Here is a 22,298-nt window from a genome sequence, read left to right on the forward strand (position 1 = left end):
GGATGCTGGGCCGGATGGGGCGCCCCCCGGTGGCGACCAGGATGTGGCGCGCGCTGAAGCGTTGCCCATTCACCTCCACGTGGTGCGCATCCACCAGCCGCCCTCGGCCATGGTGGACGGTGGCGCCGGGCCCCGTGAGCAGGCTCTCGTAGATGCCGTTCAAGCGCGTGATCTCGGCGTCCTTGTTGCGGACCAGCGTGGGCCAGTCGAAGCTGGGCGTGGGCACCGTGAAGCCGAAGCCCGCGGCGTCACGGAAGGCGGCGCCGAACTCGCTCGCATACACGAACAGCTTCTTGGGCACGCAGCCAACGTTCACGCACGTGCCGCCCATGTAGCGCTCTTCGCAGATGCCTACGCGCGCCCCCATCGAAGCGGACATGCGCGCCGCGCGCACACCGCCGGACCCAGCGCCCACCACGTAGAGATCGAAGTCGTACTCGGCCATGGCGTGCGCAGTCGCCTGAGCGACCCCTCCGTTTCACCCGCTCAGAAGGCGCAGTAGTCGATGAGCCACTCTTCCGAGTCGTGGTCGAGCACGTGCTGGTGCAGCAGGCTCAGCGCGCCCGCCGAGGGCACGGCCACGTACACCTCACGTTTTCCATCGGCCACCAGCATCAAGAAGCGACGGTCGAAGCTGGTGCGCGCCAAGAGGCCGTTCAGCGCCCCTACGAGGCCGCGGACGCTGACCGTCTCGACCAGCTCGAAGGAGCGCAGGTCGATGTCGTTCTCGCCGAGCTCTTCGTCGTAGTCGTCGGTGACCGCGCTCAGGTGTTCCCCACAGCGCAGCACCAGGGGCCCGCCCTCGCCGCCGCCGATGCGCTCGAGGTGGATGCCGTCCACCTCGGGCACCAGCCGGTTCAGCTTCTCCACGACGCCGTGTGCATCCACCAGGTCGTCGTTGTCGTGGATCAAGAACCGGTCGGCGAGCACGCGGCGCGCGGATGCTTCGGGCTCGCCAGAGGCGTCGTAGTAGCGCACCAGCAGGTCGATCCGGCTGGCCTCCACGTCGGTGGCGCCCTCGCGGAGCACTTCCGACAGTACCATCATCAGTGGGGCGCTCAGCTCCTCCACCAGACCCGCATGCCGCAGCACCTCGACGTACTCCTCATCGACCCCATCAGGGGCGACCGAGTGCGTCTCCAGGTCGGAATGGGAGGTCTCCGCCGGGGTGGACATGTCCGTTCGTTTTACACCGTGTTACCGCCGGAACACCACAAAAAGCCACTGCGCCCGGAACGGGACGTGCCTCGAAGCGGAATGTGTACGCTGTATGCGGACTGCGGCCAGCTCACCCGTCGCAGAGCGGACGCTGCTGCTGGCTGGTGTCGGGCAGCAGCCGGATAGGCAGCGCCACGTCCACATAGTCGCCTTCGGCGGGGGCCGGGAAGACCAGCCCACGCACCACGCCCAGCACACAGGCGCGCAGGGTCGGGTCGCCGAGTTCGTCTGCCGTGGCGCAAGCCTCGCTGACGCGCCCCTGGGGGCCGATGCGCGCCAGCACCCGCAGGCGCCCGCCGCGCGCAGCGTCGCCGCGGGCGTACTCGAAGCAGCGCATGGCGCCCTCGCCCATCCCCGCGACGCGCGCGCGGATGGCGTCCGGGGCCAAGCTGCCCAGGCGCTGGTCGGCGGCCGGCTCCGGCAGCACGCCGCCCGGACAGAGCCCGTGGACGCTGGGGTCCGGGGCGGGCGCCGCGGGAAGCCGCACGCCCGCGTCCAGCGCGAGGCCCAGAATGGCCGGCGGCGACCCGGCGGGCAGGCTGCCGAGCGCCGCGCGCAGGCTCCCGAGCGGCACGCCGGCCTCGGCCGTGAACACCACGCCAGCCGCGCCTTCGAGCACAACAGGCAGGTGCTCGGCCAAGCGTGTGGTGGGGAACGGGCCGGCGTGGGCGGCCGGGACGGTGCCCTCGGTGCGCCTCAGGTGCACGCCCTCACGCCCCAGGATCACCACGGCGACATGTCCGGGCAGGGGCGGCGGGGTGGCGCTCAGCGCCACCAGCGTGAGGCTGCCGGTCTGGCCGTGCTGCGCCCAGCGGGTCAGGACCACGGCGGTGTCGCGTGGGTCGTCCAGGCGCGCCTCGAGCTCGCGCGGCGCGTCGGGAATGGGGTGCACGGCGCTGGCCAAGTCGGCCTCGAGATGGAAGGGCGCGAGCGACCCACCCCGCAGCAGGCACCCGGCGGCGCTCTCGCTCTGCCCGAGGCCGTCGAGGTTTCGCACAGCGGCCACCAGATCTCCGAAGGTGGCCCCCACGCCGAGCGCGCGCGGGCTCTCCGCAGGCAGCTCGCGGGTCTCCTCGGGCGTGTCCGAGCCGGAGGTGGCGTCGCCCTCGACGCTGGGCGTCTCGCTCTCGGGGTCTCCAGCCTGGCCTCCGCAGGCGGCGACCAGCAGGGCGGTCGACAGGGCGACGAGCAGGACGTGCCACGGCACGCGGGCTCGGTGCGGCCGCGTCATGCGGGCAGCGCCTGGCTGGGCAGCGTGATGGCCGCCTCGCGCAGCAGCGCGTCCCAGAGGCGGTCACGCCCCTCACCGGTCTCGGAGCTGTAGCCGAAGACGCGGGCGGGAGCGGCGCTCTGAGCGGCCTTCAACGCCAGCTTGCGCTGGCTGGCCGGCAGCTTGTCCAGCTTGGTGGCCACCAGCACCGCGCGGACGCCCACGTGGTCCAGGAACTCCAGCAGCTGCACGTCTTCTTCTTCGACCCCGCGCCGCACGTCCACGATGACGACGACCGCACGCAGGCCCGGGCGCTGACTGAGGAAGTCTTCGATCAGCACGCCCCAGCCGCGCTTCTCGCCCTTGCTGCGCTTGGCGAAGCCGTAGCCGGGCAGGTCCACCAGGTCGAACTCCGCGCCGCCTCCGAGGCTGATGCGGAAGATGTTGATGGCGCGCGTGCAGCCTGGGGTGCCGCTGGTGCGCACCAGCTTCTTGCGCTCGACGAGGCTGTTGATCAGGCTCGACTTGCCCACGTTGGAGCGGCCCGCGAAGGCGATCTCCGCAAAGGCGGGGGCGGGGAGCTGCGCGTAGTTCGTAGCCCCTGCGACGAATTGGGCGTCGAGGATCTGCACCCCGACGTTGTAGCGACATCGGGGGGTGGGTGCCATCCGGCGGCCCAACCCTCGCGTCCGTCAGGGGGCAGCCGGCGCCGAGCGCGTCAGGTTCTCGATGCGCGTGGGCGTGGTGATCGTCGCGTCGCCCATCGGCGCGATGATGCCGAAGGGGTTGTCGCCCCAGCAGTACACGTCGCGCTCTGCGCTGAACCCGCAGATGGGCCCCGCCAGCGGGCTGCCTTGCGCCAGCTCTACGATCACGCCGCCGCCCGAGACGGCCTCGAAGCGATCGAGGGTGTTCAGGCCGCTGGGGGTTCCGAGGCGCCGCGCCCCGTTCCTGCCACGGCACAGCACGCCACTCGCGGTGCGGACGCAGAGCAGATCGTTGCCCGCATACAGCTCGAGCGGGTTCGTGACGCCGAGCACACGCACGGCGCTACCGAAGCTGCCGCCCGCTGGGCTCGCGATCTCGGCGAAGGTGTTGCCACCCCAGCAGTATACGGATCCGCCTCCGTTGCTGCGCCGCACGCAGCCGATGGCCCGGCCCATCTCGAGCTCTTGGACGTCGGTCCAGCCGAGCGTCCCGGAGACCGGGGTGGCGAGTGGGTTGTTGATGCCAGGCAGGTTGCCCCAGCACACCACCCCGCTACCCGCGGTGAGCGCGCACGAGGCCGTCGTTCCGCTCGCGATGGCCACCGCCCCGGTCAGGGGCCCCATGGGGGTCACCTCCACGGGCACCGCCAGCGCCGAGCTGGTGCTCACGGCGTCGTTCCCCAGCTGCCCGTTCGCGTCGCTGCCCCAGCAGTACACCTGGGTGTCCTGCCCGAGGGCGCAGCTATGGAACTCGCCGACGCTGATGGCGACCGCTGGCGAGGGAACCGATACGAAGATGGGGCTCGCCGAGTCGCCCGCGACGTTGCCCAGCTGGAACTGATTGTTGCGACCCCAGCAGGTGACCCCGCCCATCGGGTCGATGCCGCAGCCGTGGTTGGGGCCGATGGCCACGTCGATGTAGCCGATGTTCGCGAACGTGCCGGGGGGCGGCCCCGGCGGCGTGACCGGGGGGACGACGCCGTTGTAGCCCAGTCGGAAGTAGTCGTTGTTCCCCCAGCAGACGAGGGCTTGGCTCTCACGGCGCATGCAAGCGAAGTCCGAGCTCACGGCCAGCTGAAGCCCGCGGTCACAGAAGCCGGACGTACAGCTGGCGCCTGCGCCGCACGTGACGCCGCAGCCGCCGCAGTCCGTCAGGCTGCTGCCCGTGACCGTCTCGCAGCCGGGGCCCGGGCCGCAGTCGGCGGTGCCCGGAGTGCAGGCCAGCGCGCAGGTGCCGTCGATGCACACGCCCAAGCCGTTCATCTCGTCACTGCAGAAGTTGTTGCAGCCGCCGCAGTGATTTCGGTTGGTCTTGGTGTCCGTCTCGCACCCGTTCATGGCCGAGCCGTCACAGCTCCCGCGTCCGCTCTGACACTCGAGCGTGCAGCTGCCTTCCACGCAGATGCCCGTCTCGCCGCCGCTGCCTTGCGGGCACACCACGCCGCCCATCCCCGCGCAGCCGCCGCAGTGCCCCGGGCTGGTGTCGGTGTTGGTCTCGCAGCCGTCGGCGTACACGCTGTTGCAGTCGCGGAAGGGGTTCATGCACGCGTCCAGGCACGACGAGCCGCCACAGGAGGGCGCGGTCGCGTTGGCGCGCTGAATGCAACGCACGTTGCAACCGCCACAGTTGTTGACGTCGCCTCCGAAGACCTCGCGCTCGCAGCCATCCGACGGGTTCATGTTGCAGTCGCCCCAGCCGGGGTCGCAGTTGCGGAAGCAGTTGCCCTGCGTGCACGTCGCCGAAAAGACGTGTTGCAAGAAGTTCGGTTCGCAGTTGCGGAAGCACGCGCCGCAGTGTTCGGCGGAGGACTCCGTGTTGGCCTCGCACCCGTCCATCGGCATTCCGTTGCAGTCCTCCTGGTTGGCCGCGCAGAACGTCACCTGGCAAGTGCCGCCGACGCAGCTGCTCGTACCGCCGGCGACCCCACCGCAGGACTGCCCACCCATCCCCGCGCAGCCGCCGCAGTGCTGGTCGGAGCTGCTGATGTCCACCTCACAGCCGTTGCGTGGGTCGCCATCGCAGTTGGCGCGCCCACCGGCGCACTGGAGAATCTGGCACTGCCCGGTGACGCACGCTCCGTTCGCCACGAACGGCGCCGCGCAGTTCTGGTTGCAGCCCCCGCAGTGGGTGGTGCTGTCCGCGATCTCGCAGCCGTCGCTGGCGTTCTGGTTGCAGTCGTACGTGCCTCCCGGGCACTGCGTCACGCGGCACTGTCCCGACTGGCAGATCTGTCCGAGCGCGTTCGTCATCGGGCAGGTGCTCTGCGCGGGCGCCTCGTCCGAAGCCCCGTCGCAGTCGTCGTCGGTGCCGTTGCAACCCTCCACCGCGCCGGGGTTCCGCAGCGGGTTGCTGTCGTTGCAGTCGCCAGCTTGCGAGATGAAGCCGGGCTGCGGCTCGCACGCCAGCAGCGTCCCCGAGACCTGGCTGCCGTAGCCGTCCTCGTCGTTGTCGCGGAACCACTGCCGGGTGTCGGCGTCCTCGTCCACCTGCGCGTCGCAGTCGTTGTCGCGCCCATCGCACGCTTCGGCGGCGCCGCCGCCCGTGGTGGGATCCTGGTCATCGCAGTCTGCGCCGAAGATCGGACAGGTCAGGTCGATGATGCCGTCGTCGTCGTCGTCCTCGAAGTCGTTTACGCCGATCTGGAAGTCCAGCAGCCCGTTGCAGTTGTTGTCCACGCCATCGCACATCTCGGCTGCGGCAGGGTTGATGGCAGCGTTGTCGTCGTTGCAGTCCGTCCCGCGCAGCGAGCGCCCAGCCTGCAGGAAGCACGACGAGATGGGCGGCGTCGTCATGTCGCCGAAGCCGTCCTGGTCGCTGTCCAGGTACCAGTCGGCGCTGTCCATGGTCTCGTCGATGCCGCCGTCGCAGTCGTTGTTCACGCCGTCGCACAGCTCGGGGGCGCCCGGGAAGATCGACGCGTCGCCGTCGTCGCAGTCGCCGCCCTGCGTGGAGAACCCGGCCACGCCGCCGCAGGAGTTCATGGGGATGCTGCCACCGATGCCGTCGAAGTCGGAGTCCACGAAGCCCGTCAGCGCGGCCATCTCGTCCACCTGCGTGTCGCAGTCGTTGTCGAGGCGGTCGCACGCCTCGGTGGAGCCGGGACGAATCTCGGGGCGCACGTCGTTGCAGTCCGTGCCGCAATTCATGCCGCCGGAGCTGGTCTCGTTGCAGCAGCGCGCGTCGGCGAAGGTGTCCGCGTCACGGTCCACGAAACCAAAGGTGCTCTCATTGCAGTCCTCGTCGCGATGGTCCGCGTCGCAGACCTCCACGTTGGACGGGAACCGGTTGATGTCGTCGTCGTCGCAGTCATCGCCCAGCGGGTCACCTTGCAAGTCCAGGCAGGCGACATCGCGATGGCCGTCGCCGTCCACGTCGGGGGCGTCACTGCGGCAGCTCTCGGCGTCTTCCGAGCAGCGGTCGAGCGTGCAGGCGATGCCGTCGTCGCACGTCACGGCAGTTCCGGGCACGCAGACCGATCCCACACACGTCTCGGCACCGTTGCAGAAGAGCCCATCATCGCACTGGGCGTTACCAGAGCACGCCACGGCCTGGTCGGTCACCACGCCCACGTCGTCGCCCAGATCCGGCGTCGGCATCCCGCCGTCGCCACACCCCGCTGCCGCACTCGTACAGACCGCCATGATGGCCCACATCCAGCTCCGAACGTTCACGGGGACTCCTGCTGTACAGCCCCGCGATTCTGCGGGTCCTCGAACAGTCTAGTGGTATAGTTTCATTCCCACCAGATGGCCCTGCAGAATATCGATCCTCCAGACCCGCTCATCGGGACGCTCGTCAGCGGGCGCTACCGCGTCGTCTCGAAGCTGGGCGAGGGCGGCATGGGTCGCGTGTACGAGGCGCAGCACGAACTCATCGGGAAGCGCGTGGCCCTCAAGTGCCTGAACGCCGAGTACGCCACGCACCCGGTGGTGGTGGAGCGCTTCAAGCGCGAGGCGCGGGCGGCGACGGCCGTGGGCAACGAGCACATCGTGGACGTGACCGACCTCGGCGACCTGCCGGACGGCTCCCCGTTCATCGTCATGGAGCACCTGGAAGGGCGTGAGCTGGCCGACCTGATCAATGAGGGGCCCCTGACCTTGGGTCGGGCGGTGCGCATCCTCGACCAGGTGTGTGATGCGCTCCACGCGGCCCACGCGAAGGGCATCGTCCACCGCGACCTGAAGCCCGAGAACATCTTCCTGATTCCGCGGGGCGGCAACGAGGACTTCGTGAAGGTGCTGGACTTCGGCATCTCCAAGATGCGCGAGCCGGAGGAGACCTCGCCCAGCCTCACGCGCACGGGCATGGCGATGGGCACGCCGCAGTACATGTCGCCGGAGCAGGCGCAGGGGAAGATGTCCACGGACCACCGCACCGACGTCTACGCGCTCGGGGTGATCCTCTACCGCATGCTCACGGGGGAGGTGCCCTTCACGGCCGAGTCCTTCCCCATGCTCATCGTGGCCATCGTCACGCAGGACGCGCCCTCGGTGCTGCTGCTGCGACCCGAGCTGCCCGGTGCCATGGACGGGATCGTGCGGCGGGCCCTCGCTCGAGACGTCGACGAGCGCTTCCAGACCGTTCAGGAGCTGGCGCTGGCGCTGGCGCCGTTTCGCCACGTGGAGGAGCCGCCGCGCCGGGGGGTGGTGGTGCCCAAGACGCGCCTCTCGCTGGAGGGAACGGTCCCCGGAAAGCTCGTGCCCAAGCGGCCAGCGGATCCCGAGGGACGGCCCTCCGCTGCGCCGACCGTGGGTGGCATCGCACCTGCCGGGCTGGCTTCTGCGTCAGGACCCAACCCGCGGACGGAGGGCGCGGCACCCGTCGCCACATCGGACAGCTCGCATGCCACCTCACGCGGTGAAGTCACGGGCGTGGAGAACGCGATCACGCGCGGCCCGACCTGGTTGCGGCCGGCGGTGGTGCTCTCGATCGTGCTCGGTGTCGTGGCCCTCTTGTTCTGGCTTCGGCAGCCCGTGGAACCCGTGCCCAACCCGCGCGGGGACAGGACGCCGGACGCCGTGATCGACGCGCCACCCGTGCCGCCCGCGCCCGACGAGGACGCCCCGCCGCCTCTCGCTGCGGCCTCGCCCGAGGTGCGCGTGCGGCTCAGCGTGCTGCCCGCTGGCGCGCGCATCTTCCTCGATGATCGCGAGTTCCCGAACCCGCTCGACAGCCCTCGTCCGCGCTCTCTCGAGCCGGTGCGTGTGCGCATGGAGCTCGAGGGCTACGACACCATCGAGCGCATGATCGTGTTCGACTCGGACGCGCGCCTCGAAATCACGCTGGTGCCCACCGCTGGGCGACCACAAGGCGGGACCACCGGGGCATCGACGACCAGCAGCATGCGCATCGGGGCCGACCCGACACCGCCTCCCTCCGGCACGATGATGGAGGCTTCTTCCACCCCGATGGATGGTTTCCGTGACACCTTCGATTGAGAGCAGGGCGCTGCACGCGCGGCTAGGTTGGATCTCGCTCGCCCTCGTGGGGCTGCTGTCGTCGACGGCCTCGCCCATGGCTCGCGCGCAGGGTGTCCCAGGGGACCCCGCGGCCGATGTGCCACTCCCGGATGACGTCCCGGTCGAAGACCCTCGCCTGGTCGAGGCCCGTGAGCGCTTCACGCAAGGCCTCGAGCTGGCCCGCGCGGAGAACTGCGAGGGCGCCATCACCGAGTTCCAGGCGAGCTACGCGTTGGCGGAGCGCCCGAACACGCTCTACAACATCGCGCGCTGCCAGGAGCAGCTCAACCGCTACGACCTGGCCATTCGCTTCTACGAGCAGTACCTGAGCGTGGCGCCTGCGGACGCCGAGGACCGGCCGACGGTGGACGCCACCCTGCGCTCGCTGCGCAACCTGCTGGGCGTCATCGTGGTGAACAGCAACGTCGCGGCGGAGGTCTGGGTTGGAGGCCGCGTGGTGGGCAGCGCGCCGGGTGAGGTGCCCATCCCGGGCGGGCGCCACCGCGTGGAGGTCCGCGCCGACGGGTACATCCCCGTGGTGCGCGAGGTGGAGGTCGCCGCGCGCCAGCGGGTGGAGGTGAGCGTGACGCTCGAGCAACCCCAGCAGACCACCATCGAGCAGACCACCATCGAGCAGACCGTCATCGAGGACCGCGGCCTCTCACCGGGGCTCTTCTATGGCGGGCTCGGGGTGACCGGGGCGGCGGCCATCGTGGGCGCGGGCTTCGGCATTCGCGCTCTCATCCTGCGCGGCGACCAGCGCGCCGTGAACCCGCTGGCCTTCGACGAGATGGCGCGTATTCGTGACGACGTGAAGCGCAGCGCGCGCATCGCGGACGTCTTCTTCCTGACGGCCGGGGTGTTCGCGGTGGGAACCACGGTGGTGTACTTCCTGACCGACTTCGGCGGCGAGGAGCCGAGCGCGAGCGCGGGCCGACCGCGGCTGCGACCGCTGGTGGGGCTCTCCGGCGGTGGCCTGTCGCTCGAAGGGAGCTTCTGATGGAGCGTCTCGTGCGATCTCTCGCGCGCTTCGGCGTGTTGTTGGCGATGGTGTCGTCGTCGCAGCTCACAGGCTGCTCGTTCGTCGCCGTCGAGGACATCGACCCCGACATGACCACCGACCCGGCGGACTGCACCGCGCTCAACGCCGAGGCGAGCCTGGCGACGGGCGACGCGTGCCTCACCTGGCAGCTGGTCGAGGGGTTCTGCCGCATCGGCACGCGCGACACCGACGGAGACGGCGCGAAGGACCCGGACTGCGCCGCCGCCGACGAGGTGGTGGACTGTGACCCGGAGGACGGCACGCGCGCCCCCAACCTCGCGGAGCTGTGCGACGGCATCGACAACGACTGCGACGAGCGGGTGGACGAGGACGTGCTCAGCCCCACCAGCCCATCGGACACTCAGGTGGCGACGGGCATCGAGAACCTCGCGCTCGCATCACCGTCGCTGAGCGCGCGCGCTGCGGCCCTCTTCACCAGCCCCATGGGCACGCCCCAGAACGTGGTCACCACCGCGCGCTTCGCCACGTCTGGCAGCGGAACCGTCGCGGTGGCTGGCGCGTCCGTGACGGCCCCCGCGCGGGACGGGACCACCCGAGGCACCACGGCGCTCGCGGCCCTCGACAGCCAGTCGTACGTGGCGGCGCTGATCCCCGCTGGGGGGTGCCGCGCGCCCGTGCTGGCCACGCTCGGCAGCGAGAGCGCCGCCACCGACCTGGTGTTCCCCGTGGGGCACCTGGCTGCGGGGCTTCCCAACGCCGCTGCGGAGACGTGCGCTTCGGCGGTGGACCCCGCACTGCTGCGTGCGCGCAGCCCAGCGCTGGGCGCTAGCGCGACCCGTGCGCTCACCGCGTGGGTGGCGGGCGCCTTCATCGACTCGTGCGGTGTCCCCGCGGACGCCGCTCCCGTGTTGGTGAACGGCGCCAGCTTCAACGCGGGCTCGCGGGTGCTCACGCCCAGCGGCAGCGCAGCCGTCACGCTGGGCGACACCGACGACGCCGCCGCGCCAGCGGTGGTGCGGGTCAGCGCCGATCGCTTCGTGGTGGCGCACGCCGACGGTGGCGCGCTGGTGTTGTCGCTGGTGGCCGTTGCGAGCGATGGGAGCGTCACGCTGCTCGACAGCGCCACTCACGACCTGGGCGGCACCTCTGCGGGGGACCTCGCCGTGGCCGTGCTCGACGGAGGCGACGTCGTGGTGGCCTACCGCCTCGGCTGCGGCACCCAAGCGCGTGTGATGGTGGCGCGCACCACACTGGACGTTGTCGCGGGGAGCCTCGCGGACACCCTGAGCACGCCGCAGGCCATCGAGGCCGGCACCAGCGCGCAGCGTCGCCCGCGCATCGCGGTGCGTGAGTTCCCCGTGGGGGCCACGCTGGCTTGGGAGGCGAGCAACAGCATCCGCGTGCGACAGCTCGACGCGGCCGGGCAGCCCTTGGGCGCGGTGCTGTCTGGCTATGCGGCCACGGGCACGCTGGGTGCGGGCCACCACCTCTACCCGCTGCCCGATTCCCCGGCGTTCGGGCTCATCATCAGCGACACGTCCTCGAACGGCACGGGCGCGCTGGCCAGCCTCGAGCTGCGCTGCGCGCTCTGACGCGCGCCTGCCGTCTCGCCCTCGAGCCAGGTATGGTGCGGCCGCATGTCGACCCCACCCCAAGAAGCCAGCCCTGCCGATAGGCGCCGCATCCTCTTCGCGAGCTTGATTGGCACCACCATCGAGTTCTTCGACTTCTACATCTACGCCACGGCCGCGGTGCTGGTCTTCCCGCGCCTGTTCTTCCCCGAGGGTGACCCGGCCACGGCCACGCTCTCGTCGCTCGCCACCTTCGCGCTCGCGTTCTTCGCGCGGCCCGTGGGCTCGGCCGTCTTCGGGCACTACGGCGACCGGGTGGGCCGCAAGGCCACGCTCGTGGCGGCGCTGCTCACCATGGGGCTCTCCACCGTGCTGATCGGCGCGCTGCCCACCTACCACTCCATCGGCATCGCGGCCCCGCTGCTGCTCGCGCTCTGCCGCTTGGGGCAGGGGCTCGGGCTCGGCGGGGAGTGGGGCGGCGCCGTGCTGCTGGCCACCGAGAACGCGCCGCCGGGCAAGCGCGCCTGGTACGGCATGTTTCCGCAGCTGGGGGCGCCCATCGGCTTCCTCTGCTCCACGGGCATCTTCCTGCTCCTGGGCGCGCAACTGAGCGAGGAGCAGTTCTTCGCGTTCGGCTGGCGCATCCCTTTCCTGGCCAGCTCGCTGCTGGTCTTCGTGGGCCTCTGGGTGCGGCTCAACATCAAGGAGACGCCCGCGTTCCAGAAGGCCATCGACAACCACGAGCGTGAGAAGCTGCCCATGGTGGCCGTGCTCACCAAGCACACGCGCGCGCTGGTGGTGGGCACCTTCGGGGCCATGGCCACCTTCGTCCTTTTCTACCTGATGACCGTCTTCACGCTCAGCTGGGGCACCAGCGCGCTCGGGTACACGCGGCAGGACTTCCTCGTCATGCAGATCGTCGGCGTGCTGTTCTTCGCGCTCACCATCCCGATCTCGGCGCTGGTGGCCGACCGTGTCGGAAACCGCCGCACGCTGATCGTCGTCTCGGTCGCCATCATCGCCTTCGGGCTGACCTTCGCTCCCCTCTTCGGGTCGGGCGATCGCTGGTCCGTGCAGGCCTTCCTGTGCCTCGGCCTCGGCCTCATGGGCGTGACCTACGGCCCCATCGGCACCGCGCTGGCGGAGCTCTTCCCCACCGCAGTGCGCTACACGGGCGCCTCGCTCACCTTCAACCTCGCGGGCATCTTCGGCGCCTCGCTCGCGCCGTACATCGCTACCAAGCTGGCTACCGACTACGGGCTGGCCTACGTGGGCTACTACATGTCTGCGGCGGGCGCGGTCACGCTGCTGGCGCTGGTGGTTGGCCCGCGGCGCGGGTAGTCCCGCGTCGACGAGGATGACGTTCACGTTGACCTGAGCGTTGACGGCGACGGCGACGGCGACGGCGACGAACCCTGCCGCGGAGTGTCTCGCCAGCCCGTTGCGCTGCTCGCATGGGAGGTCGCCAACCTGACCAGGTCGCGCGCTTCGAACAGAGGTCTTTCGTGACCGTCGCTGTCGCCGTCGCCGTCGCCGTCAAGAGACAACGACAACGACAACGACAACGACAACGACAACGACAACGTGGAGACGTGTCCGCCGCGGCTCAATTGCAAAACCCCCGGCTGAAGTCGTTCAACCGGGGGTCTGTTCTCACCCTGAAGCGGGCGCTCGCTCAGTGAAGCGTGGCGATCAGCGGCGCGATGAGCAGCGAGACCACGCTCATGACCTTGATCAAGATGGCCACGCCGGGGCCCGAGGTGTCCTTGAAGGGGTCGCCGACCGTGTCGCCGATGACGGCCGCCTTGTGGGCGTCGGAGCGCTTCGGGTGACCGGGGATGCCGCCCTTCTCGATGTACTTCTTGGAGTTGTCCCAGGCGCCGCCCGCGTTCGCCATGAACAGCGAGAGCGACGCGCCCACGGCGAGGGCACCGGCCAAGGCGCCGGCCAGCACCGCGGGCCCGCCGAGCACGCCGATCAGGACGGGCCCCAGCACGGCCACGAGGCCCGGAAGGATCATCTGCGAGAGCGCGGCGTTGGTGGCGATGTCCACGATGGCCTTCGGCTCGGGCTCGGCCGTGCCTTCCCGCAGACCGGGGATGGTGTCGAACTGCCGCTTGATCTCGAGCACGATGGCGCCCGCCGCCTTGCCCACGGCCAGCATGGTGGACGCGCTGACGATGAAAGGCATCACGGCGCCGATCAGGATGCCGATCAGGATGTTCGGCGTGTCGAGGGCGAGGTTCATGGGGCCAAGGCGGTCGGCAGCCGAAGCGGTGAGGTCGAACACCTCGCGCGCGTGGTTGACCTCGAGGCCATACGCCGAAAACAGCGCCATCACCGTGAGGGTCGCCGAGCCGATGGCGAAGCCCTTGCCGATGGCGGCGGTGGTGTTGCCCACGGCGTCCAGCTCGTCGGTGATCTCGCGGACTGCAGGCGGGAGCCCCGCCATCTCGGCGATGCCACCCGCGTTGTCCGAGATGGGACCATAGGCATCCACCGTCATGACGATGGCGGTGCCGCCCAGCATGCCCACCGCGGCGAGCGCGATGCCGTAGAGGCCCAGGTCGCCCATGAACACGTTGGCGACGGCGGCCACGCCAGCCACCAGCAGCAAGCAGGTGGCCACGGACTCCATGCCCACGGCCATGCCGCGGATGACGTTGGTGCCGGCGCCGGTCATGGCGGCCTCGGCGACGCGGCGGACCGGCTTGAAGCTGCCCGTGTAGTACTCCGTGAGGAGCCCGATGATGGCGCCGCCCAGCGCGCCCGCGGCCAGCGCCGCCGTCACGTTCTGGGAGACGCCGAACACGGGCAGCAGGCCGGCGGTGGCGCCCACCAGCACGAGCGGTGGGAGCACCATGGCGGCGCGCAGCACCATGGAAGGCGTGCTGTTGCGCATGGCGCGCGCCACGAAGATGCCGACGATGCTGACCGCGAGGCCGATGCCCGAGAGGATGAGCGGGAGCGCCACGGCGGTGGCCCGGGCGTTGCCGACGCTGCTGTCGACCAGGAGCGTGGCGAGCGCGGCGTCTTCGGCGGTGAGGGCGATGGCCATGGTGGCGACCACGGCGGCCACGAGCGACTCGTAGATGTCGGCGCCCATGCCGGCCACGTCACCCACGTTGTCACCCACGTTGTCCGCGATGACGCCGGGGTTGCGCGGATCGTCTTCCGGGATGTTCTCCACCACCTTGCCGGCGATGTCGGCGCCCACGTCGGCCGCCTTGGTGTAGATGCCACCGCCGATGCGCGCGAAGAGCGCGATGGAGGACGCGCCGGCCGCGAACGCGTGCAGCGCGCTGGCCAGCGCGGCGTTCGCGTGGGCGTCGCCCATGGGGTACACGTAGTACACCGCGAACAGGCCGATGAGCGCGAGGCCGGCCACGCACAGTCCCATGACGGCGCCGCCGTCGAGCGCAGTGAGCAGGGCGTTGGCCTTCGAGCCCGTGGAGGCGGCCTGGGCCGTGCGCACGTTGCCGAAGGTGGCGGCCTTCATGCCGATGAAGCCAGCCAGGAGCGAGAGCGTTGCGCCGAGCACGAACCAAGCGCCCGACTGCCACGAGAACGCCCACGTCAGCAGGCCGAAGACGACCACAGTGTAGACCGCGAGCACCTTGTACTCGGTCATGAGGAAGGCCATGGCGCCGACGCGGATGTAGCCCGCGATGCGCTGCATGGCCTCGTTGCCTTCGGGGAGGCCCTTGACGCGCACGTAGAAGAAAGCCGCGATGACCAGCGCGATGCAGCCGGCCACGAGGGGCGCTAGAGTCCAGAATCCGAGAGCGTCGTCCATTTCACGCCGTTCGATGAGGGGAGTCGAGCCGGGCAGGGGGGCCTCGGCGGCGCAACTTCTCCCACGTTCCCCCCCAGCGCAACCCTCGGGAAAACGGTCGAGATCATGCGAAATCGTGCGCGCTGAGGGCCTCGCTGACGCCCCGGATGCCGCCTCTCTGGGGCCTCGAACGTCGACAACCACCGGAAGCTGCGCTACTCGCCGGTCGTGGATCTTCTACGCGAGTTCTTCTCACGCCTCCGTGATCTCGAGAGCCTCCTCACCTGGGGCGGCTACCCCGTCCTCATGGCGATCATCTTCTCCGAGACGGGGTTGCTGATCGGGTTCTTCCTCCCGGGCGACTCGCTCTTGGTCACTGCGGGGGTGCTGGTCAACGCGAACCAGATCAACCCGCTGGCCCTGCCCACGTTCACCAACCTGCTGCTCATGAACGTGGTGCTCTCGGTCACCGCCATCATCGGAGACGCGGTCGGTTACTCCATGGGCTACAAGGCGGGCCCACGGCTGTTCAATCGCGAGCAGAGCTTCTTCTTCCGGCGCGACTACCTGATCGCCACGCAGAAGTTCTACGAGACGCACGGCGGCAAGACCATCGTGCTGGCGCGCTTCATGCCGTTCGCGCGCACGTTCGCGCCCATCGTCGCGGGCATCGGGCAAATGAGCTACCGACGCTTCCTCATGTTCAACGTGTGCGGAGGCATCGGCTGGGTCTTCTCGATGACGTTCCTGGGGTACTACCTGGGCCAGGTGCTCGGCGCGAAGGACATCGAGAAGGTGGTCTACCTGATCATCGTCGTCTCGGTGCTGCCGCCGGCCATCGCTGCCCTGCGGGCACACCTCAAGGCGCGCAAAGGCGAGGTACCGGCGGACGAGGCAAGCGCGAGCGAGCCAGCGACTGACGAAGCGCTCTAGCCCTCAGCCCCGCTTGCGTCGGACCCGACGCAGGACGCCGCGCGTGAAGGTGGATGCCTCCTCCACGCCCAGCACGTGCGCCACCCCCAGGTAGCTGAGGCCACCCAGCACCAGCGCCATCGTCAGCAGCAGCAGCTGGGTGGGGGCCATGGCATGGGTCAGCCACGGCCGCGAGAACGTGAACGCGAACAGCACTCCGCCCATGACCGCGCTGGCCACACCCATGCGCAGGCTGGCCGCCACGACTCGACCGAGACCCAGCCGCCCCGTGCGGCGCCGCAGCAGTGTGAGGAGCACCCCCAGCTGGGCCACCCCCGCGAGCGACGTGGCCAGCGTGAGGCCGGCGTGGCGCATGCTGCCCATCAAGAGCCAGCTCGCTGAGGCGAAGACGACCAGGTTCATCAGGCTGGCCACCACCTGGGCCTTGGTGTCGTTGTGCGCGTGGAACATGGGCACCACCGTGCGCACGGCGGCGATGGCCCAGATCCCGGCCGCCAGGAACACCAGCGCGTAGGCCGTCTCCTGCACGTCGGTGGACGAGAAGGCCCCGTGGCCGAACAGGACGGCCACGATGGGGAGCGCCAGCACGGCCAGCGCCACGGTGGAGGGGATGGCCACGAACAGCGTCATGCGCAGCGTGGCGCGGAACAGCTCGAGCCCCTGCTCCCGGTCACCGCGCGCCACGATCTCGCTCAGTGACGGGAGCGCAGCCGAGGCGATGGCGAGCGCGAACATGCCCTGCGGGATCTCCACCAGGCGCTGGGCGTACCACAGCCAGCTGACCGGCCCGCGCCCCAGGTGGCTCGCGAACTGGCGCGAAAAGATGAGGTTGAGCTGGTAGACCCCCAGCGACAGCAGCAGGGGCGCCAGCAGCCGCATGGCCTTCCGCACGTAGGGGTCGCGCAGGCTGCCGGGGGCCAGCAGACCGAACCCCAGGCGGCGCAGCGCGGGCCACTGGGCCGCCACCTGCAGCACACCGCCCAGCAGCACGCCGCCGGCGAGTGCGTACCACGCGGGCAACCCCAGCGCGTGGAGCGCCGGCACGGCCAGCAAGCACGCCAGCACCAGCGCCACGTTCAGCAGCGCCGGGGACAGCGCGGGCGCCGTGAACGACTTGCGCGAGTGCAGCGCGGCGGTGACCAACGCCGCCACGCCCATGAGGAAGATGTACGGGAACACCCAGCGCGTCATTTCGACCGTCAGCTCGAAGCGCTCGGCGTCGAAGCCCGACGCGTAGGCCAACACCACCGGGCCCGCGAACACGATGCCCAGCAGGGTGACCAGCACCAGGATGGGCACCATCATCCGCATGAGGCCACCGAAGACCGTGGCCGCGCGCGCGTTGCCTTCTCTCTCGCGCGCCTCCGTGAGCACCGGCACGAACGCGCCCGACGCAGCTCCCTCGCCGAACAGCACGCGCAGCGCGTTGGGGATGGTGAACGCCATGAAGAACGCGTCGGTCAGCCCCACGGCGAACGTGGCCGCGATGACCACATCGCGCAGGGCGCCGAGGAAGCGCGACACCAAGATGCCCACGCCCACGAGCCCCGCCCGCCGAGCGACGGCGCTGGACTCTGGCTCGGGGGCCGGTACGGGGGGCGAGCTCACGCTCGGAGCATCTTGCTTCAAGCGGGGAGTCTGTCCACCAGGGCCTCGACGAAGCCCATGGTGTTCAGCTTGCCGCCCAGGTCGCCGGTCTTCTGGCCATCTGCGAGGGCCTGGTTGTACGCCGTCTTGATGCGCTCCGAGGCCTTGGCACAAGCCGGATCGGCGCGCGACTCGGCCAGGTGGTTGAGCATCATGACGCCGCTCATGATGAACGCCAGCGGGTTGGCGATGCCCTTGCCCGCGATGTCCGGCGCCGAGCCGTGCACCGCCTCGAAGACGGCCCCGTTGGTGCCGAAGTTGGCCCCCGGCACCACACCGAGGCCGCCCACGAGCCCGGCGCACAAGTCGCTGATGACGTCGCCATAGAGGTTCTCGAGCAGCAGCACGTCGAAGCGCGTGGGGTCTTGCACCAGCCGCATGCAGCCGGCGTCGATGATCAGCTCGTCGTACTCGATGTCCGTGTAGCCGCCCTGCTCGCGGGCCTCACGTGCGCAGCGCAGGAAGAGCCCGTCGCTCAGCTTCATGATGTTGGCCTTGTGCATCACGGTGATCTTCTTGCGGCCGCGCTCCCGCGCGAAGGCGAAGCCGTAGTCGGCGATGCGCCGGCAGGCCTTCTCGGTGGCCACCTTCAGCGACGTGACCACGCCCTCGGTCACCACGTTCTCGATGCCGCTGTAGAGGCCCTCGGTGTTCTCGCGCAGCACGATGATGTCCACGCCGCTGAAGCGCGTGGTGACGCCCTCGAGGTTGCGGATGGGCCGCACCGCCGCGTAGAGGTCGAGCTGCTTGCGGAGCTGCACGTTCACCGACGTGAAGCCCTTGCCCACCGGCGTGGTGCACGGGCCCTTGAGCGCCACGCCGTGCTTCAAAATCGCGTCGGTGGTGGTCTTCGGGAGCACCTCGCCGCTGTCGGCCAGGGCGGCGATGCCAGCGTGGTGCTCCTCGAACGCGACGGGGGCGTTCACGGCGGAGAACAGGCGCTTCACGGCATCGGAGACCTCGGGGCCAATGCCGTCTCCGGGGATCAGAACGACGGTGTGCTGGGTCATGGGGTCCTTCGGGGTCTGGGAAGAGGGAGTACCCGGAGGTTACTCCGCCAGCCCGGCCCTGGGAATTGCGACGAAGCGGTCCGACAGCTATCAAGGGTCATGACTTCTGCCGGAAACACCGCCGCCCAAGACCGAGCGCTGCGCGCCATGACCGATGACGGCGCCTTTCGCCTCATCGCGGCGCGCGTGACCGACACGGTGCGCGGCGTGGTCGCGGCCCAGAAGCTCGAGGGCGAGGGCGCCCGCCAGTTGGGCCAGCTGGTGGCGGCGGCGGTGCTGTATCGGGAGACCATGGCGCCCACGTTGCGCGTGCAGCTCGCGCTGCAGGGGGCAGCGGGTAGCGGACACTTGCTGGCCGACTCGAACCCGGAGGGCTGGTCTCGTGGCCTCTCGCACCGCACCACCGGGGAGCGGGTGCAGCTCGAGGGAGGCATGCTCCAGATGATCCGCAGCCTGCCCAACGGGGACCTGCACCGGGGCGTGGTCCAGATGCCCGAGAGCGGAAACATCTCCGAGGGGTTCATGAGCTACATGCAGTCCTCCGAGCAGATCGCCACCATGGTGGCCGTGGACGTGGTGCTCGGCGCACAGGGCGAGGTGGTGGCGGCGGGCGGCTACCTCGTGCAGATCCTGCCGGAGTACAAGGAGCGCGAGGGTGCCCTGGCACTGATGACGTTTCGCCTCGAGGACTTCCAGGACATCTCGGAGCGCCTGCGCCTGCACGACGCGTCACCGGACCACCTCGTGGAGGAGATCTTCTACGGCATGGACTACACGCTCCTGGGAGACTCGCCGCTGCGCTTCGGGTGCAACTGCAGCAAGGAGCGCGTCATGGCCAGCCTGCATACGCTGGGCGCCGACGACCTGCTGAGCCTGATCGAGGCGGGCGACGAGCTCGACATGAGCTGCGACCACTGCGGGACGCCCTACATGGTCAGCATCCCGGAGCTGGAGGCCGTGGCCGCCACGAAGGCGCGCCGCACGCCAGGCGACTTCACCGAGAACTGACGTCCGCTCGAGCCTGATTCAGTCGCCTTCGCGGCTGCGCTTCATGGCGGCGGCGATGCGGGCGTCTTCTTCGCGATGAGCTGCGCGCACGCTGCGGCTGAGACCCGCCACCGACAGCAGCGCCGGCTGGACGATCAGGGTGGCCACGAGGCTGAGCGCGACCGTCACGGCGATGAGCTCGCCGAAGTGCCGCACGGGCACGAACGAGCTCATCAGCAGCACGGAGAAGCCCGCCATCAGCGTCAGGCAGCTGACCACGATGGCGCGACCGGTGCCGCGTGACGCGCGGATGAGCGCCGCGTTGCTGCGCAGGCCGCGCTTGGTCTCTTCGCGGTAGCGCGCCAGCACGTGGATGGTGCCGTCCACCCCGAGGCCCAGGCTGATGCTGAAGATGATGACGGTGGCCGCGTTCAGCGGGATGTCACGCACCACCATGTAGGCCAGCGTGCCCAGCAGGGGGATCAAGTTCGGCGGGATGCTCAGCAGGCCGAGCCGCACGCTGCGGAACAGCAGCGTGAGCAGGATGAAGATGATCACGATGGCCGTGGCGAGGCTGGAACCCAGGTCGCGTACCACCGCGCGCTGGCCGCGGGAGCCATCGTGGGCTTCCCCGGTGAAGCCATAGGTCACCCCGCTGCCTTCCGGGAACACGCGGTCCAGCTCGACCTCGAGAGCGTCGATCAGCGTCATGGTGGCCTGGGCCCCCACGTCACGGACCATGAGCTGGAGGCGCACCATCCGGCCGTCGTTGGCCTCCCAGTTGGTCAGCGGGTTCTTGTCACGCTTCGACAGCGCCATGCGCAGCGCGCGGACGGCTCGCGCATCCGGGAAGGGCTCTTGGCGGATGCGATCGTTGCCCGCCAGCAGCGCCAGCGTGGCGCGCAGCACGTCCGCGTGACCGAGCCCCGTGATGACCTCGGGGTGTGCCACGGCCCAGTCCCGCACCGTGTCGATCTGCGCGATGACGGCTGGGTCGTAGAAGGCCCCCTCGGTGTCGGAGCGCAGCACGATCTCGAGCGGACGAACCCCATCGAGCTTCTCTTCCAGCAGGCGGGTGGTGATGTAGACGTCGTCGTCCGTGTCGAACTGGTCGAGCAGCGCGTGGTCCACCTCGACGCCCAGCGACAAGTACGTGAGGCCTCCGAGCGCCAACACCGTTCCCACCAGAGTCAGGGCAGGGCGCCGCAGGATGCGGGCGGTCATCAGCATGATGCCGCCCTCTAGCCAGCCGCCCCACTCCTTCGAGGCTTGGTTTGGTGCCTTCACCCACGTCATGATGGACGGGACGAAGAACATGGTGACGACGTAGGCCAGCATGACGCCCACGGCGGCGGTGACCCCGAAGTGCCGGAGCATGACGGTGCGAGAGACCACCAGAGAAGCGAGGCCGGCCGCCGTGGTGGCCGAGGTGAGCAAGCAGGCCACTGCGATGGCGTGGACGGTCTTTCGTCCGGCTTCGTCGCGGTCCGGCGTGCGCCCGAGCTCTTCGCGATAGCGACCGATGATGTGGATGGAGTCGCTTATGCCGATGATGATCAACAACACCGGGATGATGTTGTTGATGACGTTCATGGGCTCGTGCACGACCACCATGCCGCCCAGCGTCATCAGCGTGGTGATGATCACCGCGCCGAGCGGCAGCAGCACGCCCGGCAGCCAGCGGAAGCTCAAGTAGAGCAACAGGACGCACACCAGCAGGGTGATGGGGATCAGCGTCAGCTGATCGCTGCGCATCTTCTCCACCATGTTGGCGCGCAGGTAGGGCAGGCCACCGATGTGCACCTGCACGCCGTCGGGTGCGGGGTGGTTGGCCAGATGCGCGCGCATCGATTCGACCGCGCGGTGCATCTCGCGCGGGCTCATGTCTTTCAGCCGCACGGCGACGGCGGCCACGGTGTGGTCCGCGCTGATGAGGCGCCCGATGATGAGCGGCGATTGATCCACCGCGGTGGCGATCTCGCTGGCCTGTGCCGCAGAGACGTCGGTGCCCGTGATGACGGGGTCCACGCGCAGCTCGGTGGCCAGCGCGGGGCCAACGCGCGCCAGCCCGCCTTCAAAGTAGGTGGGATAGCTCTCGATGATGTCGAGCAGGGCGTCGACCATCTCTTGGTCGTAGTCGTCTTGGGACTCGGCCCAGTCGCCCTCTCCCTCGCCTTCCGCTTCCTCGCCTTCGAGGTCGGCGAGGTCGTCCAGGCTCTCGCCCTCGGGCACGGCGTCGTCCCCGAGATCACCGAGGTCTTCGAGCGACTCCCCGCTCGGCTCAGGGCTCTGGTCCCGCACCCGGCGAGGCAAGGGCAGGGTGGTGATGCTGTCGGCGCTCTCCACCCACGGCTGCTCCCGGAACGACAACGTCAGCTCGTGCATGTAGCCGAGCGGCACGGGCGCCAGCACGTCGTCGGTCTGGATGAGGAGCGCGATGACCTTCTCACGCGTCCCGAAGTGGGTGTGGAAGAGGGCGGCAACGTCCTCCCCCTCCCGCTCGAACGACGAGATCAGGTTCTCGGGCGCGGGATCTGCCTGGATGTCCGGGATCTGGATGCCGAGGCCGATGGTGGCGATGGCGGTCACCAGGAGGACCAGGCCTCGCCGGCGGGTGACAACGTAGGAAAGCCAGTTCAGCACGCGCTAGGCCCTTGGAGCACGCCCGGGGGCGCCTCGGTTGATTTCATGGCGCGGCCGGCCGCCTGTTCATCCACACACACGGAGTGCGATATGACGCGGAATCCGGGGGCCTTGCAAGCGCGGAGTCGCAGGGC

General features: G+C 69.7%; 15 protein-coding genes. 6 read left to right on the forward strand and 9 right to left on the reverse strand.

The window, feature by feature from the left end:
• From IPI43_16325 to IPI43_16345, 5 genes are all read right to left on the reverse strand, one after another.
• Positions 1 to 445 (reverse strand): FAD-dependent oxidoreductase (locus tag IPI43_16325; protein ID MBK7775672.1); only part of this gene is annotated, 445 nt, incomplete at its 3' end.
• A gap of 41 nt (positions 446 to 486) precedes the next feature.
• Positions 487 to 1,176 (reverse strand): hypothetical protein, encoded by a 690-nt coding sequence (locus tag IPI43_16330; GenBank protein MBK7775673.1) that lies wholly within the window; start codon positions 1,174 to 1,176, stop codon positions 487 to 489.
• A 112-nt stretch (positions 1,177 to 1,288) separates the two neighbouring features.
• Positions 1,289 to 2,449 (reverse strand): hypothetical protein, encoded by a 1,161-nt coding sequence (locus IPI43_16335; protein ID MBK7775674.1) that lies wholly within the window; start codon positions 2,447 to 2,449, stop codon positions 1,289 to 1,291.
• Positions 2,446 to 3,096: a YihA family ribosome biogenesis GTP-binding protein gene (locus tag IPI43_16340; GenBank protein ID MBK7775675.1), complete on the reverse strand. Its 651-nt coding sequence runs from the start codon at positions 3,094 to 3,096 to the stop codon at positions 2,446 to 2,448. Before IPI43_16340 ends, IPI43_16335 begins: the two co-directional genes overlap by 4 nt.
• 24 nt (positions 3,097 to 3,120) lie before the next feature.
• Positions 3,121 to 6,807: a hypothetical protein gene (locus tag IPI43_16345; GenBank protein MBK7775676.1), complete on the reverse strand. Its 3,687-nt coding sequence runs from the start codon at positions 6,805 to 6,807 to the stop codon at positions 3,121 to 3,123.
• Between the two features lie 75 nt (positions 6,808 to 6,882).
• Between IPI43_16345 and IPI43_16350 the strand changes: the two genes are divergently transcribed.
• Genes IPI43_16350 through IPI43_16365 form a run of 4 tightly spaced genes read left to right on the forward strand, consistent with a single transcriptional unit; the run spans position 6,883 to position 12,510 of the window.
• The gene (locus IPI43_16350) at positions 6,883 to 8,574 is read left to right on the forward strand and encodes a protein kinase (protein MBK7775677.1); all 1,692 of its coding nucleotides are present in this window, start codon (positions 6,883 to 6,885) and stop codon (positions 8,572 to 8,574) included.
• Positions 8,558 to 9,595, forward strand: coding sequence for a PEGA domain-containing protein (locus IPI43_16355; GenBank protein ID MBK7775678.1), 1,038 nt, complete (start codon positions 8,558 to 8,560; stop codon positions 9,593 to 9,595). The genes IPI43_16350 and IPI43_16355 overlap by 17 nt, the downstream gene beginning before the upstream one ends.
• Positions 9,595 to 11,190 (forward strand): hypothetical protein, encoded by a 1,596-nt coding sequence (locus IPI43_16360; GenBank protein ID MBK7775679.1) that lies wholly within the window; start codon positions 9,595 to 9,597, stop codon positions 11,188 to 11,190. The genes IPI43_16355 and IPI43_16360 overlap by 1 nt, the downstream gene beginning before the upstream one ends.
• A gap of 45 nt (positions 11,191 to 11,235) precedes the next feature.
• Positions 11,236 to 12,510 (forward strand): MHS family MFS transporter, encoded by a 1,275-nt coding sequence (locus IPI43_16365; protein MBK7775680.1) that lies wholly within the window; start codon positions 11,236 to 11,238, stop codon positions 12,508 to 12,510.
• Positions 12,511 to 12,844: 334 nt separating this feature from the next.
• Here IPI43_16365 and IPI43_16370 read toward each other — a convergent pair whose 3' ends face one another.
• The gene (locus IPI43_16370) at positions 12,845 to 14,965 is read right to left on the reverse strand and encodes a sodium-translocating pyrophosphatase (GenBank protein MBK7775681.1); all 2,121 of its coding nucleotides are present in this window, start codon (positions 14,963 to 14,965) and stop codon (positions 12,845 to 12,847) included.
• A gap of 285 nt (positions 14,966 to 15,250) precedes the next feature.
• On the opposite strand from IPI43_16370, the gene IPI43_16375 reads away from it, so the two are divergent.
• Positions 15,251 to 15,877: a VTT domain-containing protein gene (locus tag IPI43_16375; protein MBK7775682.1), complete on the forward strand. Its 627-nt coding sequence runs from the start codon at positions 15,251 to 15,253 to the stop codon at positions 15,875 to 15,877.
• Between the two features lie 3 nt (positions 15,878 to 15,880).
• Here IPI43_16375 and murJ read toward each other — a convergent pair whose 3' ends face one another.
• Together murJ and IPI43_16385 are read right to left on the reverse strand one after the other, a co-directional pair.
• The gene (murJ, locus tag IPI43_16380; protein ID MBK7775683.1) at positions 15,881 to 17,485 is read right to left on the reverse strand and encodes a murein biosynthesis integral membrane protein MurJ; all 1,605 of its coding nucleotides are present in this window, start codon (positions 17,483 to 17,485) and stop codon (positions 15,881 to 15,883) included.
• Between the two features lie 17 nt (positions 17,486 to 17,502).
• A complete protein-coding gene (locus tag IPI43_16385) occupies positions 17,503 to 18,534 on the reverse strand; it encodes an isocitrate/isopropylmalate dehydrogenase family protein (protein MBK7775684.1) in 1,032 nt (343 codons plus the stop codon).
• 99 nt (positions 18,535 to 18,633) lie between these two features.
• Here IPI43_16385 and IPI43_16390 point away from each other — a divergent pair, with 99 nt between their 5' ends.
• Complete coding sequence (locus IPI43_16390; protein ID MBK7775685.1) at positions 18,634 to 19,542, forward strand: Hsp33 family molecular chaperone HslO; 909 nt, start codon at positions 18,634 to 18,636, stop codon at positions 19,540 to 19,542.
• An 18-nt stretch (positions 19,543 to 19,560) separates the two neighbouring features.
• Here the strand turns inward: IPI43_16390 and IPI43_16395 are convergent, their stop codons facing one another.
• Entirely contained in the window at positions 19,561 to 22,164 is a 2,604-nt protein-coding gene (locus tag IPI43_16395; protein MBK7775686.1) for an MMPL family transporter, read from the reverse strand.
• Positions 22,165 to 22,298: the final 134 nt, after the last annotated feature.

Source organism: Sandaracinaceae bacterium (genome assembly GCA_016706685.1).
Taxonomy (GTDB): Bacteria; Myxococcota_A; Polyangia; order Polyangiales; family Houyiibacteriaceae; genus JADJJE01.

Coding starts and splice junctions, on each gene's coding strand:
- IPI43_16365 (MBK7775680.1), top strand. CDS start 11,236: ATGTCGACCCCACCCCAAGAAGCCAGCCCTGCCGATAGGCGCCGCATC.
- IPI43_16375 (MBK7775682.1), top strand. CDS start 15,251: ATGGCGATCATCTTCTCCGAGACGGGGTTGCTGATCGGGTTCTTCCTC.
- IPI43_16360 (MBK7775679.1), top strand. CDS start 9,595: ATGGAGCGTCTCGTGCGATCTCTCGCGCGCTTCGGCGTGTTGTTGGCG.
- IPI43_16350 (MBK7775677.1), top strand. CDS start 6,883: ATGGCCCTGCAGAATATCGATCCTCCAGACCCGCTCATCGGGACGCTC.
- IPI43_16335 (MBK7775674.1), bottom strand. CDS start 2,449: ATGACGCGGCCGCACCGAGCCCGCGTGCCGTGGCACGTCCTGCTCGTC.
- IPI43_16340 (MBK7775675.1), bottom strand. CDS start 3,096: ATGGCACCCACCCCCCGATGTCGCTACAACGTCGGGGTGCAGATCCTC.
- IPI43_16385 (MBK7775684.1), bottom strand. CDS start 18,534: ATGACCCAGCACACCGTCGTTCTGATCCCCGGAGACGGCATTGGCCCC.
- IPI43_16370 (MBK7775681.1), bottom strand. CDS start 14,965: ATGGACGACGCTCTCGGATTCTGGACTCTAGCGCCCCTCGTGGCCGGC.
- IPI43_16390 (MBK7775685.1), top strand. CDS start 18,634: ATGACTTCTGCCGGAAACACCGCCGCCCAAGACCGAGCGCTGCGCGCC.
- IPI43_16330 (MBK7775673.1), bottom strand. CDS start 1,176: ATGTCCACCCCGGCGGAGACCTCCCATTCCGACCTGGAGACGCACTCG.